At 68.0% G+C, this 24,238-nt stretch carries 20 protein-coding genes; 10 read left to right on the top strand and 10 right to left on the bottom strand.

Annotated features, from left to right (window positions below; genetic code table 11):
* Window positions 1–85: 85 nt before the first annotated feature.
* Together dnaA and dnaN are read left to right on the top strand one after the other, a co-directional pair.
* Window positions 86–1,522 carry a chromosomal replication initiator protein DnaA gene (dnaA, locus tag AC1DW4_RS08640; protein ID WP_477016835.1) on the top strand — a complete coding sequence of 479 codons (1,437 nt, stop codon included), beginning with the start codon at window positions 86–88 and terminating at the stop codon, window positions 1,520–1,522.
* 192 nt (window positions 1,523–1,714) lie between these two features.
* Window positions 1,715–2,833 (top strand): DNA polymerase III subunit beta, encoded by a 1,119-nt coding sequence (gene dnaN / locus AC1DW4_RS08635; RefSeq protein WP_477016834.1) that lies wholly within the window; start codon window positions 1,715–1,717, stop codon window positions 2,831–2,833.
* Window positions 2,834–2,912: 79 nt separating this feature from the next.
* Here the strand turns inward: dnaN and AC1DW4_RS08630 are convergent, their stop codons facing one another.
* Entirely contained in the window at window positions 2,913–3,986 is a 1,074-nt protein-coding gene (locus AC1DW4_RS08630) for a lysozyme inhibitor LprI family protein (RefSeq protein WP_477016833.1), read from the bottom strand.
* Between the two features lie 66 nt (window positions 3,987–4,052).
* On the opposite strand from AC1DW4_RS08630, the gene recF reads away from it, so the two are divergent.
* On the top strand, window positions 4,053–5,198 hold the full coding sequence (gene recF, locus AC1DW4_RS08625) for a DNA replication/repair protein RecF (protein WP_477016930.1): 1,146 nt from the start codon (window positions 4,053–4,055) through the stop codon (window positions 5,196–5,198).
* A 163-nt stretch (window positions 5,199–5,361) separates the two neighbouring features.
* Here recF and AC1DW4_RS08620 read toward each other — a convergent pair whose 3' ends face one another.
* Window positions 5,362–6,585: a cation:proton antiporter domain-containing protein gene (locus AC1DW4_RS08620; protein ID WP_477016832.1), complete on the bottom strand. Its 1,224-nt coding sequence runs from the start codon at window positions 6,583–6,585 to the stop codon at window positions 5,362–5,364.
* 230 nt (window positions 6,586–6,815) lie between these two features.
* Here AC1DW4_RS08620 and gyrB point away from each other — a divergent pair, with 230 nt between their 5' ends.
* The gene (gene gyrB, locus AC1DW4_RS08615) at window positions 6,816–9,263 is read left to right on the top strand and encodes a DNA topoisomerase (ATP-hydrolyzing) subunit B (protein WP_477016831.1); all 2,448 of its coding nucleotides are present in this window, start codon (window positions 6,816–6,818) and stop codon (window positions 9,261–9,263) included.
* A 33-nt stretch (window positions 9,264–9,296) separates the two neighbouring features.
* On the opposite strand, the gene AC1DW4_RS08610 is transcribed toward gyrB, so the two are convergent.
* Both AC1DW4_RS08610 and AC1DW4_RS08605 read right to left on the bottom strand, forming a co-directional pair.
* Window positions 9,297–10,124 carry an aldo/keto reductase gene (locus AC1DW4_RS08610; RefSeq protein ID WP_477016830.1) on the bottom strand — a complete coding sequence of 276 codons (828 nt, stop codon included), beginning with the start codon at window positions 10,122–10,124 and terminating at the stop codon, window positions 9,297–9,299.
* A 290-nt stretch (window positions 10,125–10,414) separates the two neighbouring features.
* Window positions 10,415–11,380 carry an alpha/beta fold hydrolase gene (locus AC1DW4_RS08605; protein ID WP_477016829.1) on the bottom strand — a complete coding sequence of 322 codons (966 nt, stop codon included), beginning with the start codon at window positions 11,378–11,380 and terminating at the stop codon, window positions 10,415–10,417.
* 140 nt (window positions 11,381–11,520) lie between these two features.
* Between AC1DW4_RS08605 and AC1DW4_RS08600 the strand changes: the two genes are divergently transcribed.
* The gene (locus AC1DW4_RS08600) at window positions 11,521–12,897 is read left to right on the top strand and encodes an alpha/beta hydrolase family protein (protein WP_477016828.1); all 1,377 of its coding nucleotides are present in this window, start codon (window positions 11,521–11,523) and stop codon (window positions 12,895–12,897) included.
* Here AC1DW4_RS08600 and AC1DW4_RS08595 read toward each other — a convergent pair.
* The 3 genes from AC1DW4_RS08595 to mutM all read right to left on the bottom strand — a co-directional run bounded on the left by AC1DW4_RS08595 (window position 12,894) and on the right by mutM (window position 15,297).
* Window positions 12,894–13,829: a pirin family protein gene (locus AC1DW4_RS08595; protein WP_477016827.1), complete on the bottom strand. Its 936-nt coding sequence runs from the start codon at window positions 13,827–13,829 to the stop codon at window positions 12,894–12,896. The genes AC1DW4_RS08600 and AC1DW4_RS08595 overlap by 4 nt on opposite strands.
* Before the next feature lie 71 nt (window positions 13,830–13,900).
* Window positions 13,901–14,437 (bottom strand): DUF1697 domain-containing protein, encoded by a 537-nt coding sequence (locus AC1DW4_RS08590; RefSeq protein WP_477016826.1) that lies wholly within the window; start codon window positions 14,435–14,437, stop codon window positions 13,901–13,903.
* Window positions 14,434–15,297: a bifunctional DNA-formamidopyrimidine glycosylase/DNA-(apurinic or apyrimidinic site) lyase gene (mutM, locus tag AC1DW4_RS08585; protein ID WP_477016825.1), complete on the bottom strand. Its 864-nt coding sequence runs from the start codon at window positions 15,295–15,297 to the stop codon at window positions 14,434–14,436. The genes AC1DW4_RS08590 and mutM overlap by 4 nt, the downstream gene beginning before the upstream one ends.
* Window positions 15,298–15,488: 191 nt before the next feature.
* Here mutM and AC1DW4_RS08580 point away from each other — a divergent pair, with 191 nt between their 5' ends.
* Together AC1DW4_RS08580 and AC1DW4_RS08575 are read left to right on the top strand one after the other, a co-directional pair.
* The gene (locus AC1DW4_RS08580) at window positions 15,489–16,313 is read left to right on the top strand and encodes a phosphatase PAP2 family protein (protein ID WP_477016824.1); all 825 of its coding nucleotides are present in this window, start codon (window positions 15,489–15,491) and stop codon (window positions 16,311–16,313) included.
* 84 nt (window positions 16,314–16,397) lie between these two features.
* Complete coding sequence (locus tag AC1DW4_RS08575) at window positions 16,398–18,449, top strand: OPT family oligopeptide transporter (RefSeq protein ID WP_477016823.1); 2,052 nt, start codon at window positions 16,398–16,400, stop codon at window positions 18,447–18,449.
* 9 nt (window positions 18,450–18,458) lie between these two features.
* On the opposite strand, the gene AC1DW4_RS08570 is transcribed toward AC1DW4_RS08575, so the two are convergent.
* Window positions 18,459–18,920 carry a c-type cytochrome gene (locus tag AC1DW4_RS08570; RefSeq protein WP_477016822.1) on the bottom strand — a complete coding sequence of 154 codons (462 nt, stop codon included), beginning with the start codon at window positions 18,918–18,920 and terminating at the stop codon, window positions 18,459–18,461.
* Between the two features lie 181 nt (window positions 18,921–19,101).
* Here AC1DW4_RS08570 and typA point away from each other — a divergent pair, with 181 nt between their 5' ends.
* Window positions 19,102–20,940 carry a translational GTPase TypA gene (gene typA, locus AC1DW4_RS08565; protein ID WP_477016821.1) on the top strand — a complete coding sequence of 613 codons (1,839 nt, stop codon included), beginning with the start codon at window positions 19,102–19,104 and terminating at the stop codon, window positions 20,938–20,940.
* Window positions 20,941–21,021: 81 nt separating this feature from the next.
* On the opposite strand, the gene AC1DW4_RS08560 is transcribed toward typA, so the two are convergent.
* Entirely contained in the window at window positions 21,022–21,759 is a 738-nt protein-coding gene (locus AC1DW4_RS08560; protein WP_477016820.1) for a HesA/MoeB/ThiF family protein, read from the bottom strand.
* A gap of 31 nt (window positions 21,760–21,790) precedes the next feature.
* A complete protein-coding gene (locus AC1DW4_RS08555) occupies window positions 21,791–22,180 on the bottom strand; it encodes a BLUF domain-containing protein (protein ID WP_477016819.1) in 390 nt (129 codons plus the stop codon).
* A 142-nt stretch (window positions 22,181–22,322) separates the two neighbouring features.
* Here AC1DW4_RS08555 and hslV point away from each other — a divergent pair, with 142 nt between their 5' ends.
* Both hslV and hslU read left to right on the top strand, forming a co-directional pair.
* Window positions 22,323–22,892 (top strand): ATP-dependent protease subunit HslV, encoded by a 570-nt coding sequence (gene hslV, locus AC1DW4_RS08550; RefSeq protein WP_477016818.1) that lies wholly within the window; start codon window positions 22,323–22,325, stop codon window positions 22,890–22,892.
* Window positions 22,889–24,190 carry an ATP-dependent protease ATPase subunit HslU gene (gene hslU, locus AC1DW4_RS08545; RefSeq protein ID WP_477016817.1) on the top strand — a complete coding sequence of 434 codons (1,302 nt, stop codon included), beginning with the start codon at window positions 22,889–22,891 and terminating at the stop codon, window positions 24,188–24,190. Before hslV ends, hslU begins: the two co-directional genes overlap by 4 nt.
* The last annotated feature ends 48 nt before the right edge of the window (window positions 24,191–24,238 follow it).

Raw genomic sequence — 24,238 nt, 5'->3', positions numbered from 1 at the left:
TCGGTTGCGGGTTGTGGTGAGTTTTCTGGGGTGGTGACGGGCGATGGGGGCGACTGGGTTGGCGGCAGGACTGACGACGACGGGCATGACGGATCCGGACCGCATCTGGAACGAGGCCTCGGTGAGGCTGCGGGCTGAAATCGGCGAGGGTCCTTTCAGCTCCTATATCGCCCCGTCCGCCGTGCGGATCGATGCGTCGGGCAACCTGATCCTGGTCACGCCCACCGGCTACGCCCGCGACTGGGTCCGCAAGAACGCCTTGCGCCGCCTGAACGAACTCTGGCTGGGCCTGGACGGTCTGTCGCGCCGCCTGGACGTCCGTTGCCGGGCAGAGGTGTCCTCTGCGCCGCCGGCCTCCGCCGTGGCCCTTCAGGCCCAGGCGCTCTCGGCCTTGTCGTCGGCCGGGCTGGAGACACCGGTGGCGCCGCCCTCTCTCATGCCCACCGTGGCCCCCGTGACCGACGGGGCGCGCGCGGTCCGCGCCGCGGGCCTGCAGGAACGGCTGACCTTCGACAGCTTCGTGGAGGGTCAGGGCAACGCCTTCGCCCTGGCCATCGCGCGCCAGACGGCGTCCTGGGCCGACGGCCACTTCAATCCGATCTTCTTCTGCGGCCCCTATGGCTACGGCAAGACCCACCTGCTGAACGCCATCGCCTGGGAGGCGCAGCGCCTGCGCCCCGACGCCAAGGTCGTCTATCTGACGGCCGAGCGCTTCCTGTCGACCTTCGTCAAGGCGATGCAGGACCGCTCGACCGCCGCCTTCAAGGAGAGCCTGCGCTCGGCCGATATGCTGCTGCTGGACGACGTCCAGTTCGTCGGCGGCAAGGCGTCGACGCAGGAAGAACTGCTCTCGACCCTGACGGCCCTGATCGAGGACGGCAAGCGCATCGTCCTGTCGGCCGACCGTCCGCCCATGGCCCTGACCGAGGTCGAGCCGCGCCTGCGCAGCCACCTGGCCGCCGGCCTGACCTGCCCGGTCGAGCCCGCCGATCGCAGCCTGAAGATCGCCGTGGCCCAGAACCGCATCGCCGCATTCGCCCGCCTGGGCGTCGTCAACGGCGAGGCGCAAGCCGAGGTGCTGGAACAGCTGGTCGATCGCACGCCGGGTTCGGTGCGCGAGCTGGAGGGTGCCGTGAACACCCTGGCCGCCGCCGCCGGCACGCGCCTGACCACCCTGGGCGTGGACGAGGCCCTGACCTTGCTGGGCTCGGCCCTGCGCGGCGGCCCCGAGCGCCGCATCACCGTGGACGAGATCCAGAAGACGGTGGCCGAGCATTTCAACATGAAACAGGCCGACCTGCTGAGCGAGCGCCGCACCCGCGCCGTCGCCCGCCCGCGCCAGATCGCCATGTGGCTGTGCAAGCAGCACACGACACGGTCCTATCCCGACATCGGCCGTCGCTTCGGCGGGCGCGACCACACCACGGTCCTGCACGGCGTGCGCAAGATCGAGGAGCTGATGCCCCAGGACGACCAGATCGCCCGCGACGTCGAGGCGCTGACGCGCAAGCTGCGGGGATAGGCGGCTAGGGATTAGGGATTAGGGATTAGGGATTAGGTCGAGTGGCCGGAAGGCCTGGAGCGATGAGGGACAACTTTCCCTAATCCCTAATCCCCAGTCCCTTTCTTGCCCCGCGCCGCCAATCCTCTAGTGTCTGGAGCCACTGTTTACGCGAGGGATGATTCCGCCTTCGCCCCGGACGCCTGAGACACCATGCAACTGACCATCGAACGATCCGCGCTCCTGAAGGCCCTGGGCCATGTGCAGAGCGTGGTCGAACGCCGGAACACCATTCCGATCCTGTCCAACGTCCTGCTGTCGGCGGGCCGCGACCGGCTGAGCTTCGCCGCCACCGATCTGGACATGGAGATCGTGGACGAGGCCGACGCCACCGTTCAGGTCGAGGGCCAGATCACCGCCCCCGCCCACACCCTGTACGAGATCGTGCGCAAACTCCCCGACGGGGCCGAGGTCGCCCTGACCTACAACGGCGACGATCCCCGTCTGACGGTCCAGGCGGGCCGCTCCAAGTTCAACCTGCCGGTCCTGCCGGCGGGCGACTTTCCGGTCATGTCGACCGACCAGTCGGGCGCGCGATTCACCCTGATGAAGGACGATCTGGCCCGTCTGATCGACAAGACCCGGTTCGCGGTCTCGACCGAGGAGACGCGCTATTATCTGAACGGCCTGTATCTGCACACGGTGTCTGAAGCCGGCATTCCGCTGCTGCGCGCCGTGGCCACCGACGGACACCGCCTGGCCCTGGCCGAGACGCCTGCGCCCGAGGGGGCCGCGGGCGGTCCCGGCGTGATCGTGCCGCGCAAGACCATCGATCAGGTGCGCCGCCTGCTGGACGACGGCACCGGCCCGGTCGAGATCTCGGTCAGCCCCCAGAAGATCCGCTTCGAGTTCGGCCAGGCCAGCCTGACCTCCAAGGTCATCGACGGGGCCTTCCCCGACTACATGCGCGTGATCCCCAAGGGGAACGACAAACAGGCCGACATCGACAACGCCGTCTTCGCCTCCGCCGTCGACCGCGTCGCCACCATCTCGGCCGAGAAGAGCCGCTCGGTGAAACTGGCGTTCGAGCTGGACCGCGTCACCCTGACGGTGCGCAACATGGAGGCCGGTCAGGGCGTCGAGGAGGTCGAGATCGGCTATTCCGAGGCCCCCTTCGAAATCGGCTTCAACGCCCGCTACCTGCTGGACGTCGCCGGCCAGATCACCGGCGAGAACGCCACCTTCCTGTTCGCCGATCCGGCCTCGCCCACGCTCGTGCTCGATCCGGGCGATCCGGGCGTCCAGTATGTGCTGATGCCGCTGCGGGTTTAACGAAGCCTATCCGCTCATCCCGACGAAAGTCGGGACCCAGTGCTTTCGCAGCAGTCTGGCGGGCCCAAACCCTGAGCCCTCACCCCATCCGGTCCATCCGCGCCGCGCGGGTCTCATACATCAGAGCCACGCAGGATCGCGTCTCGCAGGCATCGCGGCGGCGAAGCCACTCGCGCTGTTCGTCGCGCAGGATCTGGGCGGCCTTGCCGTCGACGTTGTTCTGCATCCGGGCATAGCGGCGCGCCATGCGGACATCCAGGTCGGCCAGACCGGGGTCGGCGCAGATCGCCCGCTCGGCGTTGTTGCGGGCGCGGCGGCAGTCGAAGCTGGGGCTTGCGGCCGGTGGTGGCGGTGGGACCTCGACCCGACGGACCGGCGGCGCCGGCGGGGGTCGACGCGGCGCGGGGACGGGTGGCGCAGCCCGCGGCACAGGCCGGGTCGGAGGCGTTGGGGCCGTCGGTCGCGACGGCGCGCGCGCGCGAACGGGCACCCGCTCCACGGGGCGCGTGACGGCCCGGACCGGCTCCACGGCGTCCGGATCGGTCGCCTCCTCGGCTGCATCGACCTCCACCGGCGCGACGGCCTCGGCGACATAGCCGGCCTGCAATAACTCCGGCGACGGCGGGGAGGGCGGCGACGGCGGTGCGCCCAGCCAGTTGGCCATGACGTCCCCTCCACCGACCAGGGCCACCACCCGCCCCGAGCCGGTGCGAGACGGCTCGATCATGAAGCGGACGCTGTCGGACAGCTCCGACACCCCGTCCAGCGCCGCGCGGCGGTATTCCGGCACCGACAGCCGGGCCACGCCGCCGCAGACGGTGCGATCGGCGGTGTAGTCAACGGATTCCAGGCGCGGCGTATCCAGCGAGAAGGCGAAGGCCCCGTCCACCTCGCCTCCTTTGGCCGCGATCCGCGTCAGGATGGCGTCGCGCAAGCCCGCGCGCGTCTCGGAGCTGCGACAGGCGTCCAGCCCTTGAGGGGCTCGTCCGGCGATGGCGACCGCGCGCGTCACCACGCTCCCGACCCCCGCCACGGCGATCATCGCCGCCGCCACGATCCAGAGTGTCCTCATGTCCCGCGCCCCCATGACGCCGACCGCCCCCACGGTGGTCGAAATGTGACCGTAGTCCGGGCCCTGGTCCAGCGTTGCCATACGGAATCTGATGCCGGGGCCAGCGGACGCTGTGCCCAGGACCACGAAGCGCGCTATGTCGCGGGCTTGATCACCGCTCTGACCCTCACCGATTTCCGGTCCTATGCCGCCGCCACCCTGTCCATCGGACCGGGGCCTGTCGTGCTGCACGGGCCCAACGGAGCGGGCAAGACGAATCTGCTCGAAGCGCTCAGCCTGTTCACCCCCGGCAAGGGGCTGCGGGGCGCGACGGCGCAGGAGATGGGTCGACGCGAACCGGGCGAGACCGGCGGCCGGGCCTGGGCCGTGGCCTTGACGCTGGAGGGTGCAGAAGGCGACGCGGTCCGGCTGGGCACCGGGGTCCAGGTCGCGGGCGCGGGGCGGCGCATGGTGCGGATCGAGGGCGAGACGGCCCAGCCGGGGCGGCTGCTGGACTATCTGAGGCCGGTCTGGGCGACGCCGGAGCAGGACCGGCTGTTCTCCGACGCCCGGGCCGAGCGGCTGAAGTTCTTCGACCGGCTGGTGTTCGCCGCCGACCCCGGCCATGCGGCGGCGGTCGCGGGCTATGAGAAGGCGCTGCGCGAGCGACTGCGACTGCTGGTCGACGGTGCCGAAGGGCGCGAGGCCGATCCCCTGTGGCTCGACGCGCTGGAGGCCCGGCTGGGCGAGACCGGGGCGCGGGCGGCCGGGGCACGGGCGCGGGCACTGGGCGTGCTTCAGGCGGCGATCGACGCGCGGGCCGAACGCCCCTTCCCCCAGGCCGACCTCGGTCTGACCGGCGCGGCCGAGACGGCGGCGGCGATCGGGTCCGACGAAACGGCCATCGCCGCCGACATCCGGGAGGGCATGGCCCGCGCCCGATCCCGCGACGCCGCTGCTGGACGCTCCCTGTTCGGGCCGCACCGCACGGACCTGACCGCGCTTCACCGCGAGAAGAACCGCCCGGCGGCCGAGGGGTCGTCGGGCGAACAGAAGGCCCTGGTCCTGAACCTGATCCTGGCTCAGATCGGGCGGCTGAAGGCGATGGGCGGCCCTACCCTCGCCCCGCCCGTCCTACTGCTGGACGAGGCTCCGGCGCACCTCGACGCCCACCGCCGCGCGGCCCTGTTCGACGAGATCGTGGCGCTGGACCTTCAGGCCTTCATGACCGGGACCGAGGCCGACCTGTTCGCGCCGCTGAGGGGCCGGGCCGCTTTCGTGCGGGTCGAGGGCGGGATGCTGGTTTCGGACTAAACCTTCTTCCTGCCGAACCCGAAGGGTTCATCACAGAGAGCACAAAGGGATCACAAAGGACACGGAGAGAGCGTCAAGGGGACCGCGCACAGGGTCTCTTCGTGATCTTCGTGACTCTTCTTCGTGCCCTTTGTGATGAACCTCTTGAAGGCCTGCGGCCCGCTCAAGCCGTCGCCGGATTGGCCTCGCCTTCGACACGCGCGCCGGGTGGCTTTCCGCCGATCCGATCCATGAACAGAAACACGAACGGGTTCAGCGAGATCGACAGCAGGGCGGCGGCCAGCACCAGGTCGTGCGTCTGCTGGCTCATGGCCCCAAGCGTCATGCCCAGCGCCGCCAGGATGAACGAGAACTCCCCCACCTGCGCCAGGCTCGCCCCGACCGTCAGGCCGGTGGCGCGGTCGAGCCTGAAGATCTTGGTGATGACCAGGGCCGCGATCGTCTTGCCGACGATGACGATGCCCAGCACGCCCAGCACCGACAGGGGCTCGCGCCACAGGATCGTCGGGTCGAACAGCATGCCGACCGAAACGAAGAACAGCACCGCGAACGCATCGCGCAGCGGCAGTGACCGCTCCGCCGCATTGTGCCCCAGCGGTGTGCCGTTCAGCACCAGGCCGGCCAGGAAGGCCCCAAGCGCGAAGGAGTGAAACAGGGAATAGGCGATCCAGGCGATACCCAGCGCGATGGCCAGCACACCCAGGGTGAACAGCTCCCTCGACCGGGTATGGGCGATCCGCACCAGCAGCCAGGGCAGAACCCGTCCGCCCACGAACAGCATGGCCAGCACGAACCCCGCGACCTTCAGCAGCGTCCAGCCGACGTTCAGCGCCAGGGCTCCGGGATCGACCACGGCCCCGGCCGGCAGGACGATCATCGGCAGCATGACCAAGGCGATGACGATCACCAGATCCTCGACGATCAGCCAGCCCACGGCGATGCGCCCGACCTCGCCCCTGTTCTGACGCCGCTCCTCCAGCGCCCGCATCAGCACGACGGTTGAGGCGACCGACAGGGCGAACCCCATCAGCAGCGCCTCGACATCGGGCAGACCCAGCCCGAACCGGCCCAGCGCCCAGCCCATCAGCGTCGCCGAGGCGATCTGCACCAGGGCCCCGGGAATGGCGACCTTCCGAACCTTCATCAGGTCGGCGGGCGAGAAATGCAGCCCGACCCCGAACATCAGCAGGATCACGCCGATCTCGGCCAGCTGCGGGGCCAGGGTCGTGTCCGCGACGAAGCCGATGGTATAGGGCCCCACCACCACCCCGGCGACCAGATAGCCCACGAGCGGCGACAGCTTCAGCCGATTGGCGATCATCCCGAACACGAAGGCCAGCACGAAGCCGGCGACCAGGGTGGAAATCAGGCTGTCGGCATGCGGCATCGGCGCTCCAGCGTCGGTGGTGGGTCTCTCGATGGGTGAACCCAACATATGGGTCCGAAGCGTCGCCGGACAACCTGCGAGATCGGCCTAAAGCCTCGCTTTCGGCGTGGAAATTCCTATATAAACGTCACATCCGGACGGGGTGAATCGCCCTGTCCGGCTACGACCCTTTTCAGCGGGTTGGGCGGCGCGTGGCGCGGCCCGCGACGCCCGCGTCTCCGGACGACCGAATGACCGACGAACCGCTGCACGAACGGACTGCCGACAATGCCGAGGAGGCCGCCTACGGCGCCGAATCCATCAAGGTTCTCAAGGGCCTGGATGCGGTGCGCAAACGCCCCGGCATGTATATCGGCGACACCGACGATGGCTCGGGCCTGCACCACATGGTCTATGAGGTGGTCGACAACGCCATCGACGAGGCCCTGGCCGGGCACGCCGATCTCGTCGAGGTGATCCTGAACGCCGACGGCTCCGTCACCGTGACCGACAACGGGCGCGGCATCCCGGTCGACATCCATGCCGAAGAGGGCGTCTCGGCGGCCGAGGTCATCATGACCCAGCTGCACGCGGGCGGAAAGTTCGACCAGAACTCCTACAAGGTCTCCGGCGGCCTGCACGGCGTCGGCGTGTCGGTGGTCAACGCCCTGTCTGACTGGCTGAAGCTGGTCATTTTCAGGAACGGCCAGCGCCACGAGATGAAGTTCGAGCGCGGCGACACGGTAGAATCCCTGCGCGTCACGGGCGAGGCCCCGATGCGCGACAACGGCAAGGTGCTCAGCGGCACCCAGGTGACCTTCTATCCATCGGTCACGACCTTCGCCCACATCGACTTCGACCTGAAGACGCTGGAGCACCGCCTGCGTGAACTGGCCTTCCTGAACTCGGGCGTGGTCATCAAGCTGCAGGACCATCGCGGCGTCGAGCCGTTCGAGGAAATCCTGCACTACGAGGGCGGCGTCGAGGCCTTCGTGCGTCACCTGGACAAGTCCAAGACGCCGATCCTGAAGGACGTCATCGTCATTCGCGGCAAGCGCGACAACATCGAGATCGACCTGGCCCTGTGGTGGAACGATTCCTACCACGAGACCATGCTGTGCTTCACCAACAACATCCCCCAACGGGACGGCGGCACCCACTTGTCGGCCTTCCGCACCAGCCTGACCAAGGTCATGGGGGCCTATATGGAGAGCTCGGGCGCCCTGAAGAAGGAGAAGGTCGCGCCCACTGGCGAAGATGCCCGCGAGGGCCTGACCTGCGTGCTGTCGGTCAAGGTGCCCGACCCCAAGTTCAGCTCCCAGACCAAGGACAAGCTGGTCTCGTCCGAGGTCCGCCCGGCGGTCGAGGGCCTTTGCACCGACGGCCTGAACCAGTGGTTCGAGGAACACCCGGTCGAGGCCAAGGCGGTCGTCGCCAAGATCATCGAGGCGGCCTCGGCGCGTGAGGCCGCCCGCAAGGCGCGGGACCTGACGCGGCGCAAGTCGGCGCTGGATATCTCGTCCCTGCCCGGCAAGCTTGCGGACTGCCAGGAACGCGATCCGGCCAAGTCCGAACTGTTCATCGTCGAGGGTGATTCCGCCGGTGGCTCGGCCAAACAGGCCCGCAATCGCGAGAACCAGGCGGTCCTGCCGCTGAGGGGCAAGATCCTGAACGTGGAGCGCGCCCGGTTCGACCGGATGCTGTCGTCGGAACTGATCGGCACCCTGATCCTGGCGCTGGGCACGGGCATCGGCCGCGACGACTTCAACGCCGACAAGCTGCGCTATCACAAGATCATCCTGATGGCCGACGCCGACGTGGACGGCGCCCACATCCGGACCCTGCTGCTGACCTTCTTCTATCGTCAAATGCCGGAGCTGATCGAACGCGGTCACGTCTTCATCGCCCAGCCGCCGCTCTACAAGGTCTCCAAGGGCAAGCAGTCGCGCTACCTGAAGGACCAGTCCGAAATGGACTCCTATCTGATCGAGGAAGGCTCGTCGGACGCTGAACTGGACATGGCCACCGGCGAACGCCGCACCGGCCACGACCTTCAGGCCCTGGTCCGCGACGCCAAAGCCTTCAAGGCGCAGGTCGATCGCCTGAGCCAGCGCGCGCCCGCCTTCGCCATCGAACAGGGTGCCCTTGCCGGCCTGTTCGCCGAGGATGCCGACCCGGTCGGCGCCTCCTCTGCCGCCGCCGAGCGCCTGAACCTGTATGCCGAGGAAGGCGACGGGGTTTGGTCCGGTGCGCCGGGTGAGCAGGGGGCCGTCGTGTTCGGCCGCACCCGTCGCGCGGTCCAGGAAACCATCGTGCTGGAAGAAGCCCTGATCCGCTCGCTGGACGGCCGTCGCCTGGCCGAGCGCGCCGCCGCCTTCGAGGGCCTGTTCGATGCCCCCGCCACCTATCGGCGCAAGGACAAGTCGATCACCATTCGGGGCCCGATCGACCTGCTGAACGCCGTGCTCGACCAGGGCAAGAAGGGCCTCGCCATCCAGCGCTACAAGGGTCTGGGCGAGATGAACCCCGAACAGCTGTGGGAGACCACGCTGGACGCCAATGCCCGCACGCTTCTGCGGGTCCAGGTCGATCACGCCGACGACGCCGACGACCTGTTCGCCAAGCTGATGGGCGACGTCGTCGAACCGCGCCGCGAGTTCATCCAGGACAACGCCCTCGACGCGGCGGTGGACGTTTAAGCCTTTCCTTCTCCCGCAAGGGGAGAAGGAAACTCAAATGATATCCAGCGGACGGCTTTCCGTCGGCGGCGGAAACGCCCGGTCCAGCGTCTCGATGTCCTCGGCGTCCAGTTCGATCTCCAGCGCGGCGGCGTTGGCCTCGACGTGCTCCACCGTCGACGCCTTGGGAATGGCGATCACCCCCTCCTGACGCAGCACTGCCGCCAGGGCGATCTGCGCCGGGGTGGCGTCGTGGCGGTCGGCGACGGCCTGGATCGCCGGGTGGTTCAGGATGTCGCCCCGGCCCAGCGGCGAATAGGCCATCACCGGCATGATCCGCTCCTGCGCCCACGGCAGCAGGTCGAACTCGATGCCGCGCGAGCCCAGGTGATAGAGGACCTGATTGGCCGAGCACAGGTCCCCGCCCTCGATCTGCTCCAGCCGGTTCATGGTCTTGATGTCCAGGTTGGACACGCCCCAGCGCGCGATCATCCCCTCGTCGATCAGCTCCTCGAACCCGGCGACGATCTCCTCCAGCGGATGGCGGCTCGACCAGTGCAGCAGATACAGATCCAGCCGTTCGACCCCCAGCCGCTCGAGGCTCTTCTCGCAGTGAAGCATCATGGTCATTTCGCCCGCGTTCTCGGGCTTGATCTTGGACACCAGGAAGACCTCGTCGCGCCGCCCGGCGATGACCTCGCCCACCAGCCGTTCGGACCGCCCGTCGCCATACAGTTCGGCCGTGTCGACCAGGGTCAGCCCCAGATCAATGCCCCGGCTCAGCGCCGCCTGCTCGGCATCGCGCGTCTTCGGATCGTCACCGATCATCCAGGTCCCCTGACCGAGGATGGGGACGGAGGTGCCGTCGGAGAAACTGGTCATGCGCGTCATGGCAGGGACAATGCACGACCGGCCCGGTGGGTGCCAAGATGGTTTGGACTGTGTCGAACTGGCCCGGAAATCTTTCGACGGATCAACGACGGTTCATTCGAATGACGTCGTGAACCGAACATGCCTCCCGCGGGGTTTATGATGCCAGCTTGGTGAGCGGAGAGGGAGCGACAGACCGCTCGATCTGCACGGTCTGCACTATGGCGACGAATTTTTTTCGAGGAGGAAAAACACACGGTCTGCACGGTCTGCACGGTGCAGACGATTTTTTTCAGCCGGGATCACAGCGACTTCAGGAACTCGATCAGGGCCGCGTTGACGTCATCCGGCCGTTCCTGCTGCAGCCAGTGGCCCGCGCCCGGCAGCACCGTTTGCTTTCGCAGGTCGGTCAGCCAGTCCTTCAGCCCCGCCTCGTGCTGACCGGCATAGTGGCGGACAGGATCGCGTTCCCCGACCATGAACATGGACGGCTGACGGATCTTCTGGCCCTGCAGGAAGGCGGTCAGGGACCAGTTCAGATCCAGGCACCGATACCAGTCGATCGGCCCCTTGAACCCGCCCGCGCCGAAGGCCGAGACGTATTCGGCGAAATGTCCCGGGCTCATCCAGGGCGGCAGGGTGGCGTCGTCGGGAACCTCGGACAGGAAGTCGTGGCCGGGCGCGATGAAGCCCGTCGATTGCCGCTCGTCCGGCGTCGCCCCGTCATAGCTGTAGAAGCCCTTGCGCAAGCCCGCCGCCACGTCCGTCTCGAAGATCAGATGGGCGTCCGGGGCCTGGAACTGGTTCATGTACAGCTCGCCCTTGCCCGCCCGCCGCGCCAGGGCCGCCATGGCCGGGGTCGGCGGTCCGCCCGCCCGGCGCGGCTGGAACGGCACCGACAAACCCGCCACGGCCGTGAACAGGTCCGGCCGCATCAGCGCGCAGTGCCAGGCGACGGGTGCCCCCCAGTCGTGACCGACGACGGTGCATGTGCTCCGCCCCAGCGCCCGGACCAGATCGACCATGTCGCCGACCAGATGGAGGATCGAGTGGTCCTCGGTGCGCTCCGGCTTGTCGGTCCCGCCATAGCCGCGCATGTCCGGCGCGACGGCGCGGTAACCTGCCTCGCCCAGCGCCTTGACCTGCGCCCGCCAGCTGACGCCCAGCTCCGGGAAGCCGTGGATCAGCAGGACCAGCGGCCCGCCCTCGGGACCGTCCTCCAGCACCTGCTGGGTCAGGCCGTCTGTCTTTATGATGCGGGTCTGCATGGGCCGGTTCGCTCTCGGTTCGGGCGGCACCGTGCACCGGCGACACGCCCGCCGCAATCGGATCGGACCGCTCCGATTGGACTGGATAGGGGCCTCGCACAGGCGCAATCTCACGACGCAACCTGTCAGGGGCTTCTGTGATGATCGTGGCGATGGAAATGGTTCAGGCGGAGGCGGCCCAGACCCAGAGCGAGGGGGCCGATCTGGTCGGTCGGTGGGAGGGCGTGCTGAACGTCGGCGGAACGTCCCTGCCCATCGTCATCCGGGTCGAACAGGGTCCCGACGGCCTGGTGACCGCGATGGACAGCCCGGCCCAGAACGTGCGCGGCATCCCGGTCTCAAGCCTTGCTCAGACCGGCGGCGTCGTCCGCTTCGCCGTCCCGGCGGCGCGGGGCGGTTTCGAGGGCGCGGTCGCGGCTGATGGAAAAACGTGGACCGGGACCTGGACCCAAGGGTCGGCCTCCCTGCCGCTGATCCTCACGCGTGCCGCCAGCACGGCCGAGCCCGCCGGTCCGAAACGGCCCCAGACGCCACAGCCATCGTTTCCCTACGCGGCCGAGAATGTGACGTTCCGCAACGAGGGGGCCAACATCACGCTGGCGGGCACCCTGACCGTGCCGGATGGTGCGGGGCCGTTTCCGGCTGTCGTCCTGCTGACGGGATCGGGCGCGCAGGACCGGGACGAGACCATCTTCGATCACAAGCCCTTCGCCGTCTGGGCCGACGCCCTGACCCGTCGCGGCATCGCCGTCCTGCGCTATGACGACCGGGGCATAGGCGGGTCGGGCGGCGGCGGGCCGAATGAGACCACGGCCGACTTTGCCACCGACGCCCAGGCCGCGATCGCCTTCCTGCAGACGCAGGCACAGATCGATCCCACCCGCATCGGCCTGATGGGCCACAGCGAAGGCGGGGCCATCGCGCCGCTGGCTGTGCAGGACGGCGCGCCCGCCGCCTTTGTCGTCATGCTCGCGGGACCGGCTGTGCCGGGTGCCGAGATCATCACCGAACAGGCAGCGATGATCGCCGCCGCCGCCGGCCGCACCCCCGAACAGGTCGCCGAGGTCCGTGACATGCAGGGCCGGATCATGGCCGCCGTGGTCGCCAACAAGGACGACGGCCCCGCAGCCGCTTCAGCCGCCGAGGCCATACTGGTCGAGGCCGGAACGCCTCTGGCGCAGGCTCATGGCAGCACCGCCGCCTTCGCCTCGGGCTGGTATCGCCACTTCGCCGCCTACGACCCTGCACCGGCGCTCGCCGCCCTGACCGTGCCGTTGCTGGCCGTCTATGGCGACAAGGATGTGCAGGTGCCCGCAGCCCTGGACGTCGAGGCTCTGCGCCGAATCCAGCCATCGGCCGAGATCGTCGTCCTGCCCGGCCTCAACCATCTGATGCAGACCGCGACCACCGGTCTGCCTGGAGAATATGGAACGATCGAGGAGACGGTCTCGCCCTTGGCGCTGACCACCGTGACCGACTGGGTAGCCAAGGTCACGGGAGTGCGGTTTGGTGACTAGACCGGGTGCGTCGGCTCGGGCTTGATCGGCTCGGACCGGGTCGTGACGGCCGCGTCCTCCGGCAGGGGGATGAACTCCAGATCGTCCTCGTCGGGCAGCTTCATCCGGCCCGCCTGCCAGTCGGCCTTGGCCTGGTCCAGACGGGCCTGGGACGACGAGACGAAGTTCCACCAGATGATCCGCTGACCCACCGGCTCGCCGCCCAGGGCCATGACGGTAGCCTGGGTCAGGGACTTCACGGTCGGCTCGGCGTGGGGTTCCAGCACGATCATCTGGCCCTCGTGGAAGGTTCGGTCGCCCACCTCGACCTGGCCCTTGGCCACATACAGCGCCCGCTCCGACATGCCGCCCGCGCCCTTGCCGGCCGGCGGGGTGGTGCGCACGCCCGGCTGCATCTCCCAGTGGACGTAGAACAGCGGCGAGGAGGTCTTCACATTGGCCTTGGCGCCATAGGCCTCGCCCGCCACCAGCCGCGCGAACAGGCCGGCGTTGTCATAGGCCGGCAAGGCATCCTCGCCATAGTGCTGGAAGCTGGGATCCGTCTCCTCGGCCTCGTCGGGCAGGGCGATCCAGGCCTGCATGCCGTTCATGGGGCCGCCTTGCGCCTTCTTCAGCGGGTCGGTCCGTTCGGAATGGACGATGCCCTTGCCCGCCGTCATCCAGTTGACCTCGCCCGGACGGATCGCCTGGTTATAGCCCAGGCTGTCGTGGTGCATGATCTCGCCCTCGAACAGATAGGTCAGGGTCGACAGGCCGATGTGGGGGTGGGGCCGCACGTTAATCGCCTCGGAACCCGGCGCGAACTCGGCCGGCCCCATGTGATCCAGGAAGATGAAGGGCCCGACCATCCGGCGCGAATGGAAGGGCAGGATGCGCCCGACCTCGAACCCGCCAAGGTCCTTCTTGCGGGCATCGATCACCATCTCGATCATGTCGGTCGTCCTTGGGGAGGCTGTAAGCGACAGCATCGCGCGAGCCGGGGCTCTGGATCAAGCCTGCGTCGTCACAGCCCGACCATGGCCGCGAGCTTGACCACCGTGTTCCAGTTGCGACCGGTGCCGGCGCCGATCAGCCGCGGCTGGGCCTTCTCGGCCATCTTCGACGAACCGATGCCGTCGGGGTGCCACATGTAGAGGTTGCCGCCCGCCGCCTCGACACCCTCGTCGCCGACCGCGAAGCCGCGCAGGGCCTCGACCGCGCCCGGCTTGATCTCGCCCTTCATCACCATGACCAGCAACCGCGACGGATCGGTCTTAGCGGACTCTGGGAAGGGGTTAGCCGCCATCAGCTCGGTCCACTGCGCGGGCGTGCGAACCAGCGCCTCGATACGTCGACCGAAGCGCTGCTCCGTCTCCGCCTCGATCGCGGCTTCCAGCTCGGCGGGGTCGCGGTCGCTCTCGACCACCAGATTGCCGCTGGCCAGTAGGGTGCGCGGATTGCTCAGCCCCATCGCCTCGGCCATCGTACGCTGCTCGGTCACGGGCGCGCGGATGCCGCCGGTGTTCATGGCACGGAACAGGATGATGCGGTGATCGGTCATCGCTTCTGGCAGGTCGGGCAGTAGAAGGTCGAGCGGCCGCCCTGGACGATGCGCTTCACCACGCCTGTGCAGCCCTCGCCCAGACAGGGCTGACCCTCGCGGCCATAGACGTCGAACCGGTGCTGGAAATAGCCCTGGCCGCCGTCGGCGTTGGCGAAGTCCCTCAGCGTCGATCCACCGGCCGCGATGGCGTCGTTCAGCACGTCGCGAACGACGACCGCCAGCCGCTCCAGCCGGGGCCGCGAGACCTTGCCCGCCGCAGCCTTCGGCGAGATGCGGGCGCGATACAGGGCCTCGCAGACATAGATGTTGCCCAGCCCCGCCACGATCCGCTGATCCAGCAGCGACACCTTGATGTTCTGTTTCTTGCCGTCGAAGGCCTCGGCCAGATGCGCGCCTGAGAAGCCGTTGCCGAGCGGTTCCGGCCCCAATCCGGCGAACCAGGGGTGGCTGTCGACCGCGTCGGTCGCCATCAGGCCCATGAAGCCGAAGCGGCGGGCGTCGGCGAACCCGATCCGGGTCGCCGCGCCGTCGCGGAGCGCGCACAGGCTCATGTGTTCGTGCTTGCCGCTGATCGGGGCGGGCTCCTCGAACTCGCCGAGCTGCTGGCCATCGACCGTGAAACGGCCGGTCATGCCCAGGTGGGTGACCCAGGTCTCGCCGGTGGACAGGGCCGTCAGCAGATACTTCGCGCGGCGGTCTATCCGCTCGACCACCGCGCCCGACAGCCGCTCCACGAACCGCTCGGGAAACGGAAAGCGCAGGTCCGGGCGATTCTGTCGCACATGGGTCAGTCGCGCCCCGACGAGGACGGGCTCAAGGCCCCTGCGGACCGTCTCGACCTCGGGAAGTTCAGGCATGGCGCGGTCTAGCGGACAGGATACATGGGGTGAAGGGGGTTCGGAACAGACCCTGCGGCACCAGTTCGACCGATAACGGAACGTTTTCAACCGAACCGCAACGTGATCGCCACCGAACACCTATGTTTCCGTGATGCATCCTCCGCAATAAAGAGGCAGGGCTTGGGCTCAGCTTCGTGTCGGGGGGTTCGATGGCTCACATCACAGCGGACGGGACACGCAGACGGTCCCGACCCCGGTTCAGCCTGCACGGCCTGCGTCGCGAGGCCGCGCGCGTGCGCCTGTCCCTGGCGGCAGGCGTGCGTATCCAGGAGCCCGTGGCGATCGCGGGGATCGCCCTGTTGGCCCTCTCGGCCTATTTCGTGCTGCTTCCGGGCGTCGATCTGGCGGTGGCCAGACTGTTCTATTCGCAGGACGCGGGCTTCTTCCTGGCCGACAATGTCGTGCTGCAGGCATTCCGCAAGTCGTCCACCTATGCGCTGATGATGATCGTTCTGGGCCTGCTGGGTGAAGTGGCTCTTGGGCTGAGGGGTCAGGTCGGCCGGTTCCGGCACTACAGCCGCCGCGCGGTCGTGCTGCTGGCCGGGCTGGCCATCGGGCCAGGGCTGATCGTCAACGGGCTGCTGAAGTCGATGTGGGGACGGCCGCGCCCGATCCAGACGGATCTGTTCGGCGGCGACGCGACCTTTACGCCCGCCTGGACGATCAGCGACGGCTGCGCGCACAACTGCTCTTTCGTATCCGGAGAGGCCTCGTCGGCTGCGTGGATGGTGGCCGCCGTCTGGGTGATGACACCGCCCGAGTGGCGTCGCTGGACCGTGCCGACCGTCCTGATCTACTGCGTCGCCCTGTCGGCCAACCGGATGGCGTTCGGCGGGCATTATCTGTCCGACACGCTGCTATCGTGGGCCATAACCGGGCTGGTTCTGGCCGTCCTGCATCGCCTGACCCTGGCCTGTCCGGTCGAGGCACGGCGTGCGCGGCGCGAACAGCGGAACCGCCCCGGCGCGGCCTGAGCCTTCGCCCGGTGTGAGAGGGACGTTGCCGAAGCGGGGTTTTCTCGATTAGGTCGCGCGGACCGAAGCCGCAAGGATCGCCGAATGACCCAGACCACCGCCCCCACCGTGCCCACGAAGCGTGTGGAGTTGACCGTCCGGGCCGTGATCCTGGGCTGTCTGCTGGCGGTGATCTTCACGGCCGCCAATACCTATCTGGGCCTGAAGGTGGGTCTGACCTTCGCCTCGGCGATCCCGGCGGCGGTCATCTCCATGGCCATCCTGAGGGCCTTCAAGACCTCGACCATCTGGGAGAACATGACGGTCCAGACCGTGGCGTCGGTCGGTGGGGCCATGAGCTCGATCATCTTTGTCCTTCCCGGCCTGGTCATGGTCGGCTGGTGGACCGGATTTCCGTTCTGGGAATCGGTGCTGATCTGCGTGTTCGGCGGGGTGCTGGGCGTCACCTTCTCCATCCCGTTGCGCCGGGCGCTGGTGGTCGACGCGGGCCTGCCCTACCCCGAAGGCGTCGCGGCGGCGGAGGTCCTGACCGTCGGATCGCGCGGGGCCGAGCAGACCGACAGCGCGGTGCGCGAGAACAAGGCCGGGCTGGCCGTCGTGGTCGTCGGCGCGATTGTCTCGACCTTCTATGCCTGGCTGGTCTCGGCCCGGGTGTTCGCGGGCGAGGCGGCACGATTCGTCAAACTGCCGGCGTCGCTGGGCGGAGGGGCGACGGGCCTGGGATTCGGCATGCAGTTCGCCCTGCTGGGGGCTGGCCATCTGATCGGTCTGACGGTCGGTCTGGCCCAGCTGTTCGGCCTGATCGTCGCCTGGTTCGTCTTCGTGCCGCTGATGACCTCGCCCGATGTGGTGGCCTGGCTGGCCGCGCACGGGATTTCCTCGATCGCCTCGACCGTCGCGGCGGGCGCGCCGCCGGAAGAGCTGGCGACGACCGTCTGGCGCAACGAGGTCCGCTTCATGGGCGCGGGGGTCATTGGCGTGGCCGCCTTGTGGACCCTGATCAAACTGGCCGGACCGCTGGTCGGCGGCCTGACCTCGGCCCTGGCCGCCAACGCACGTCGCGTGGGCGGCGAGGTTCTGGAGCGGTCCGAGCAGGATATCCCGATCAATCTGGTCGGCATTCTTTCCGTCGCCTGTCTGGTCGGCATCGCAGGCATCCTGGCCGTGTTCGCCCAGAGCAATCCGACGCTGGCGGGTTCGACCGCCCTGCTGGTCGGCGGGGGCCTGGTCTATGTCGTCGTGATCGGCTTCGCGGTGGCGGCCATCTGCGGCTATATGGCCGGGCTGATCGGGTCGTCCAACAGCCCCGTGTCGGGCGTCGGCATCCTGGCCATCGTCATCGCCTCGGTACTGATGCTGGGGGTCATGGCGCTGTCGGGGTTGCCCGCCGATCCGTCGGTGGTGGCCTTCGCCCTGATCGTGACGGCGGTGGTCTTCGCCGTGGCCGTCATCGCCAACGACAACCTGCAGGACCTGAAGACCGGCCAGCTGGTCGGCGCCACCCCCTGGCGTCAGCAGACCGCCCTGATCATCGGCGTCGGCGCGGGCGCGATCGTCATTCCCCTGATCCTGAATCTTCTGAACCAGGCCTTCGGCTTCGAGGGCGGCCCGGCCGGCATCGCCGACGAGCCCCTGGCGGCACCCCAGGCGACGCTGATCTCGGCCCTGGCCAAGGGCGTGATCGACGGCGGGTTGCGCTGGGACCTGATTGGCATCGGGGCCGTGATCGGCGTGGTCATCATCGTGCTGGACGCCGTGCTGAACGCGACCACCAAGGGCAAGGTCAAGCTGCCGCCCCTGGCCGTCGGCATCGGCTTCTATCTGCCCGCCGCGGTGACCACCATGCTGGTGATCGGGGCCATCGCGGGCTGGGTCTATGACCGGGCGATCAAGACAACGCGCTTCGCCGATGTCGGCCGCCGGATGGGCGTGCTGCTGGCCTCCGGTCTGATCGTGGGCGAAAGCCTGTTCCTGGTCATGACGGCCGGGGTCATCGTGGCGACCAAGAACGATGCCCCCTTCGCCCTGATCGCGGAGGGTTCGACCTGGCCCGCGATGCTGGCGGGTATCGTCGCCTTCGCCGCTCTGACCGTCGCCCTCTATGCCTGGGTGCGAGGCCGCTCCGCCAAGGTCTGAGGCGGCGGTCTATTCCCGATAGGCGTCGTGGCAGGAGCCGCAGGTGCCGCGCACGGTGCCCCAGGCCTCCAGAGCCCCCGCCGTGTCGCCAGCGGCGACCTTGGCCTGAAGATCGGCCGTCGCGGCGGCATAGGCGGCGGCCTTGGCCTCGAAGTCGGCGCGGTTCGTCCAGATTTCGGCCTTGGCCTTGGTCGCGCCCGGCAGGCTGTCGGAGCCGGTTCCGGCCGGGAACATGGTCGGAAGGGCCGTGGCCCATTTGTTCAGGCCGGAAGCCGCGAAACCGACGCCCTGCATCGGCGCGCCCGCATCCAGCTGGGACTTGATGGCCCCGAGCGTCACCGCCGACATGTCGAAGGAGGCCTGGCGGGCGGCCACGATCTCGGCCGGGCTGGGCGACGCCTGGCCCTGAGCCCCCGCCACCCCGGCCACGCACATCAGGGCGACCACGCCCAGAACGATCGTCCGCTTCATCGACCCACTCCCGCTGATTGAAGGCGAAGGCTGCGCCCGGCGCGGTGGACTGTCAAACCGCCCCTATGGCCTTTCCTGCGTCCAGCCTGTATGAGGCGCGCGCTCCCCGCATGACGCCCCTAACGAGCGGCCCCCGCATTTGTCGGCCGCCTTTTCGCATTGACAGATTAGAACCTCGGCCATGAACCTACGTAACGTCGCCATCATCGCCCACGTCGACCACGGCAAAACGACCCTGGTGGACCAGCTCCTGGCCCAGTCCGGCGTCTTCCGAGCCAATGAGGCGACGACCGAGCGCGCGATGGACTCCAACGATCAGGAGAAGGAACGCGGCATCACCATCCTGGCCAAGTGCACCTCCGTGCTCTGGAACGGCAAGGCCGGCGAGACGCGCATCAACATCATCGACACCCCCGGCCACGCCGACTTCGGCGGCGAGGTCGAACGCATCCTGGGCATGGTGGACGGCTGCGTCATCCTGGTGGATGCCGAAGAGGGCGTGATGCCCCAGACCAAGTTCGTCCTGACCAAGGCCCTGAAGATGGGTCTCAAGCCCATCCTCTGCATCAACAAGGTCGACCGCGCCCACGCCGACCCGGACCGCGTGCACAACGAAGCTTTCGACCTGTTCGCCGCCATCGGCGCGACCGACGAGCAGCTGGACTTCCCCCATATCTACGCCTCGGGCCGCAACGGCTGGGCGACGATGGATCTGAACCAGCCGAACGACAACCTGGCCCCGCTGTTCGACCTGATCGTCGACCACGTTCCCCCGCCCAAGGTGCAGGAGAACAAGGACAAGCCGTTCCAGATGCTGAACGTGCTGATCGAGTCGGACCCCTTCCTCGGGCGTCTGCTGACCGGCCGCATCGAAAGCGGCAAGGCCGTTCCCGGCATGGCGATCCACGCCCTGGACCGCGAAGGCAAGGAAATCGAACGCGGCCGCATCACCAAGGTGCTGGCGTTCCGCGGCCTGAAGCGTCAGGCCGTCGACGAGGGCGCCGAGGCGGGCGACATCGTCGCCATCGCCGGCATGTCCAAGGCGACCGTGGCCGACACCCTGTGCGCCATGGAAGTCACCGACGCCCTGCCCGCCCAGCCGATCGATCCGCCGACCATCTCCATGACGGTCTCGGTCAACGACAGCCCCCTGGCCGGTCGCGAGGGCGACAAGGTCCAGTCGCGCGTCATCCGCGACCGCCTGCTGAAGGAAGCCGAGGCCAACGTCGCCATCCGCGTCACGACGACCGAAGGCGGCGACGCCTATGAGGTCGCGGGCCGTGGCGAACTGCAGCTGGGCGTGCTGATCGAGAACATGCGCCGCGAAGGCTTCGAGGTCTCCATCAGCCGTCCGCGCGTGGTCTATCAGGAAGGCCCGAACGGCGAGAAGATGGAGCCGATCGAGGACGTCATGATCGACGTCGACGACGAATACTCCGGCGTCGTCATCGAGAAGCTGTCGCAGCGCAAGGCCGAGCTGACCGATATGGGTCCGTCGGGCGCCGGCAAGACCCGCATCAGCCTGAAGGCGCCGTCGCGGTCGCTGATCGGCTATCAGGGCGAGTTCCTGACCGACACGCGCGGCTCGGGCGTGCTGAACCGCGTGTTCAGCCACTACGAGCCATTCAAGGGCGAGATCGCCGGCCGTCTGAAGGGCGTGCTGATCTCGAACTCCGACGGCGACACCGCCGCCTTCGCCCTGTGGAACCTCGAGGATCGCGGCGTGATGTTCGTCGGCGCCGGCGAGAAGACCTATGAGGGCATGATCATCGGCGAGAACGCCCGCTGGGACGACCTGGACGTCAACCCGATCAAGGGCAAGCAGCTGACCAACGTCCGCGCCTCCGGCAAGGACGAGGCCGTCCGCCTGACGCCACCGCGCCAGATGTCGCTGGAACAGGCCATCGCCTACATTTCGGACGACGAGCTGGTTGAGGTCACGCCCAAGTCGATCCGTCTGCGCAAGCAGACGCTGAACCCCTCGTTCCGCAAGAAGCGCGCGCGTCCCGACTGGGCGTGACGATCAGGGAATAGGGAACAGGCAACGGGCAACAGCGGGTCAAGCCGCTGCCGCTCTGAAACGGTTGCTGTTCCCTATTGCCTATTGCCCGCACACCGGACACGCCGGATCGGCCGTGACGGTCACCGTCCGGCTGGTCGCCGACAGGCCGTCGTAAATCAGCAGCCGACCCGTCAGGGGCTCGCCCGCCCCGGTGATCAGCTTGATCGCCTCCAGCGCCGCCATCGCGCCGATGACGCCCGCCAAGGCCCCGACGACGCCGACACGCGCGCAGGTCTCCGCATCCGGGGGGCTGTCGGGGACCAGGCAGCGATAGCAGGGCCGGCCCGCGAACACCCCAACCTGGCCACTCCATCGACCCAGCGCCCCGGACACCAGCGGCAAGCCCGCGATGACGCAGGCCGCGTTGACGGCGTGCCGTGTGACGAAATCGTCCGTGCCGTCGATCACGATATCGGCGCCGGCGATCAGGGCTGCGGCGTTGTTCGCGATGAGGGGATAATACAGTGCCTCGACGCGGCTGTGGGGGTTGATCGCGGCCAGCCGGTCGGCGGCCGCCTCGACCTTGGAATGACCGACATCGGCTGTGTCGAACAGGATCTGGCGCTGCAGATTGGACAGGGCGACCGTGTCGCCATCCACGATCCGGATCGTCCCGACGCCCGCCGCAGCCAGATAAAGGGCGGCCGGTCCTCCGACGCCGCCGGCACCGACGATCAGGATCGTCGCGGCCGCCAGTTTCTGCTGACCCGGGCCGCCGATCTCGGCCAGGACCAGATGACGGGCGTAGCGTTCGACCTCTTCGGGGGAAAATGCCATTCGCTCCCACTAGGCGCTGGAGCGAACGGCGTCACGCCGCCAATTTGATCTCGACGATGCGTTCGGCGTCGTAGCCGGTGATGGCCGCCATGTCCGGGGATCCGATCGCCTTCAGCATGGCCACGGGGTCGAGGCACAATCCCATCGGCTCGCAGAAGCGGCGCGCCGTGATCGGCCTGTCGACCAGCACCCGGATGTTCCTGTGGCGCCGATCCTCACGCAGCCGACCCATCAGCCGATCGATATCGACGCGCGCCCCCTCGATGGCATGAAGGCACCACCCGTCGTGAAACATCACGCCGCTCGTGATGTGGTCACGGCGATTGTTGCGTTCGGCGATGCCCAATATTTGGGCGACGGACAGGGTCGAAACGCCCGTGGACCCAACGGCTTCGCTGACATAGATGAGGCGGTGAAGCACGACATACCCCAGGATTGAAGATTTATTGAAATGATTGTGTCAATGTAACCTGTTACATTGGTAGAAATGTGGCCGGCCCGCCATATTGTATTTGCTCAGCTTTCGGCTTGCCGCGCCGCATTTGCGTCTCCATCTGGCATTCATGAGCCAGACATCACCCACCTTCCCCGACTGGCACGGCACCACGATCCTGGCCGTGCGCAAAGACGGGCGCACCGTCATCGCCGGTGACGGCCAGGTCTCCATGGGCGCGACGATCGTCAAGGGCGCGGCGCGCAAGGTCCGGACCCTGGCGGGCGGCAAGGTGCTGGCGGGGTTCGCCGGCGCCACCGCCGACGCCTTCACCCTGATCGAGCGGCTGGAGGCCAAGCTGGAGCAATATCCGGATCAGCTGGCCAGGGCCTGCGTCGACCTGGCCAAGGACTGGCGCACGGATCGCTATCTGCGTCGGCTGGAGGCCATGCTGCTGGTGGCCGACAAGGACGCCATCTTCACCGTCACCGGGGTCGGCGATGTGCTGGAGCCCGAATATGGCGTCGCGGCCGTGGGGTCGGGCGGCAACTATGCCCTGGCCGCCGCCCGCGCGCTCATCGACAACACCGACATGGATGCCGAAGCCGTGGCCCGTCGCGCCATGGCGATCGCCGCCGACATCTGCGTCTACACCAACGGCAATCTGACGGTAGAGACCCTGGGCGGAGCTCGCGCGTGACCGACCTGTCCCCCCGCGAGATCGTTTCCGAACTCGACCGCTACATCGTCGGCCAGGATGACGCCAAGCGCGCCGTCGCGGTCGCCCTGCGCAACCGCTGGCGGCGCAAGCGCGTGCCCGCCGACCTGCGCGACGAGGTCACGCCCAAGAACATCCTGATGATCGGGCCGACGGGCGTCGGCAAGACCGAGATCGCGCGACGTCTGGCCCGGCTGGCGGGATCGCCCTTCCTGAAGGTCGAGGCGACCAAGTTCACCGAGGTCGGCTACGTCGGACGTGACGTGGATCAGATCATGCGAGACCTGGTGGAAGCCGCCCTGGTCATGGTGCGCGACCAGCGCCGCACCGGCGTGCGGGCCAAGGCCGGAAGCGCGGCGGAGGAGCGGATCCTGGACGCCCTGGTGGGGCCCGGTTCGCAGCCCGCGACCCGCGACAGTTTCAGAACGAAGCTGCGGGCCGGCGAGATGGACGACAAGGAGATCGAGCTGCAGCTGGCCGATACATCCTCGCCGATCCAGGGCCTGGATGTCGGGGGCGGCGGCAATGTAGGCCTGCTGAATCTTTCGGACATGCTGGGCAAGCTGGGCGGCGGACGCACGAAGTCGGTCAAGACGACCGTGCGCGACGCCATGGCACCCCTGCTGGCCGAGGAGAGCGACAAGCTGCTGGATCAGGACAGCCTGACCCGCGAGGCCCTGCTGCTGGCCGAAAACGAAGGCATCGTCTTCATCGACGAGATCGACAAGGTCGCGGGACGACAGGATCGCGGCGGGGCCGACGTGTCCCGCGAAGGCGTGCAGCGCGACCTGCTGCCCCTGATCGAGGGCACAACGGTCTCGACCAAATACGGGCCGGTGAAGTCGGACCATGTGCTGTTCATCGCCTCGGGCGCCTTCCATGTCGCCAAGCCCAGCGACCTGCTGCCCGAGCTTCAGGGCCGGCTGCCGATCCGGGTCGAACTGAAAGCCCTGACCCGCGACGACTTCGTGCGCATCCTGACCGAGCCCGAGGCCAACCTGATCCGCCAGAACCAGGCGTTGCTGGCCACGGAGGATGTGACCCTGACCTTCACCCCGGATGCGGTCGAGGCCCTGGCCGACGCAGCGGTGGCGGCCAATGGCGCGGTCGAGAACATCGGGGCGCGGCGGCTTGTGACCGTGATCGAGCGGGTGCTGGAGGAGACCTCCTTCAAGGCCTCCGATCTGTCGGGCCAGACGGTCGCCTTCGACGGTGACGCGGTGCGGGAGAAGGTGGGCGACCTGTCGAAGAACGCGGACCTGAGCCGGTTCATTTTGTGAGTTTCGGTCCCTCTCCCAGTGGGAGAGGGTTTTGTGCTATACGCCTCG

Source organism: Brevundimonas sp. P2_A6 (assembly GCF_056404975.1).
Note: the sequence above shows the minus strand (reverse complement) of the source record. Positions and strands in the feature narration are given on the sequence as shown.

Coding starts and splice junctions, on each gene's coding strand:
- dnaA (WP_477016835.1), top strand. CDS start 86: ATGACGGATCCGGACCGCATCTGGAACGAGGCCTCGGTGAGGCTGCGG.
- dnaN (WP_477016834.1), top strand. CDS start 1,715: ATGCAACTGACCATCGAACGATCCGCGCTCCTGAAGGCCCTGGGCCAT.
- AC1DW4_RS08630 (WP_477016833.1), bottom strand. CDS start 3,986: ATGGCAACGCTGGACCAGGGCCCGGACTACGGTCACATTTCGACCACC.
- AC1DW4_RS08620 (WP_477016832.1), bottom strand. CDS start 6,585: ATGCCGCATGCCGACAGCCTGATTTCCACCCTGGTCGCCGGCTTCGTG.
- gyrB (WP_477016831.1), top strand. CDS start 6,816: ATGACCGACGAACCGCTGCACGAACGGACTGCCGACAATGCCGAGGAG.
- AC1DW4_RS08610 (WP_477016830.1), bottom strand. CDS start 10,124: ATGACCAGTTTCTCCGACGGCACCTCCGTCCCCATCCTCGGTCAGGGG.
- AC1DW4_RS08605 (WP_477016829.1), bottom strand. CDS start 11,380: ATGCAGACCCGCATCATAAAGACAGACGGCCTGACCCAGCAGGTGCTG.
- AC1DW4_RS08600 (WP_477016828.1), top strand. CDS start 11,521: ATGATCGTGGCGATGGAAATGGTTCAGGCGGAGGCGGCCCAGACCCAG.
- AC1DW4_RS08595 (WP_477016827.1), bottom strand. CDS start 13,829: ATGATCGAGATGGTGATCGATGCCCGCAAGAAGGACCTTGGCGGGTTC.
- AC1DW4_RS08590 (WP_477016826.1), bottom strand. CDS start 14,437: ATGACCGATCACCGCATCATCCTGTTCCGTGCCATGAACACCGGCGGC.
- mutM (WP_477016825.1), bottom strand. CDS start 15,297: ATGCCTGAACTTCCCGAGGTCGAGACGGTCCGCAGGGGCCTTGAGCCC.
- AC1DW4_RS08580 (WP_477016824.1), top strand. CDS start 15,489: ATGGCTCACATCACAGCGGACGGGACACGCAGACGGTCCCGACCCCGG.
- AC1DW4_RS08575 (WP_477016823.1), top strand. CDS start 16,398: ATGACCCAGACCACCGCCCCCACCGTGCCCACGAAGCGTGTGGAGTTG.
- AC1DW4_RS08570 (WP_477016822.1), bottom strand. CDS start 18,920: ATGAAGCGGACGATCGTTCTGGGCGTGGTCGCCCTGATGTGCGTGGCC.
- typA (WP_477016821.1), top strand. CDS start 19,102: ATGAACCTACGTAACGTCGCCATCATCGCCCACGTCGACCACGGCAAA.
- AC1DW4_RS08560 (WP_477016820.1), bottom strand. CDS start 21,759: ATGGCATTTTCCCCCGAAGAGGTCGAACGCTACGCCCGTCATCTGGTC.
- hslV (WP_477016818.1), top strand. CDS start 22,323: ATGAGCCAGACATCACCCACCTTCCCCGACTGGCACGGCACCACGATC.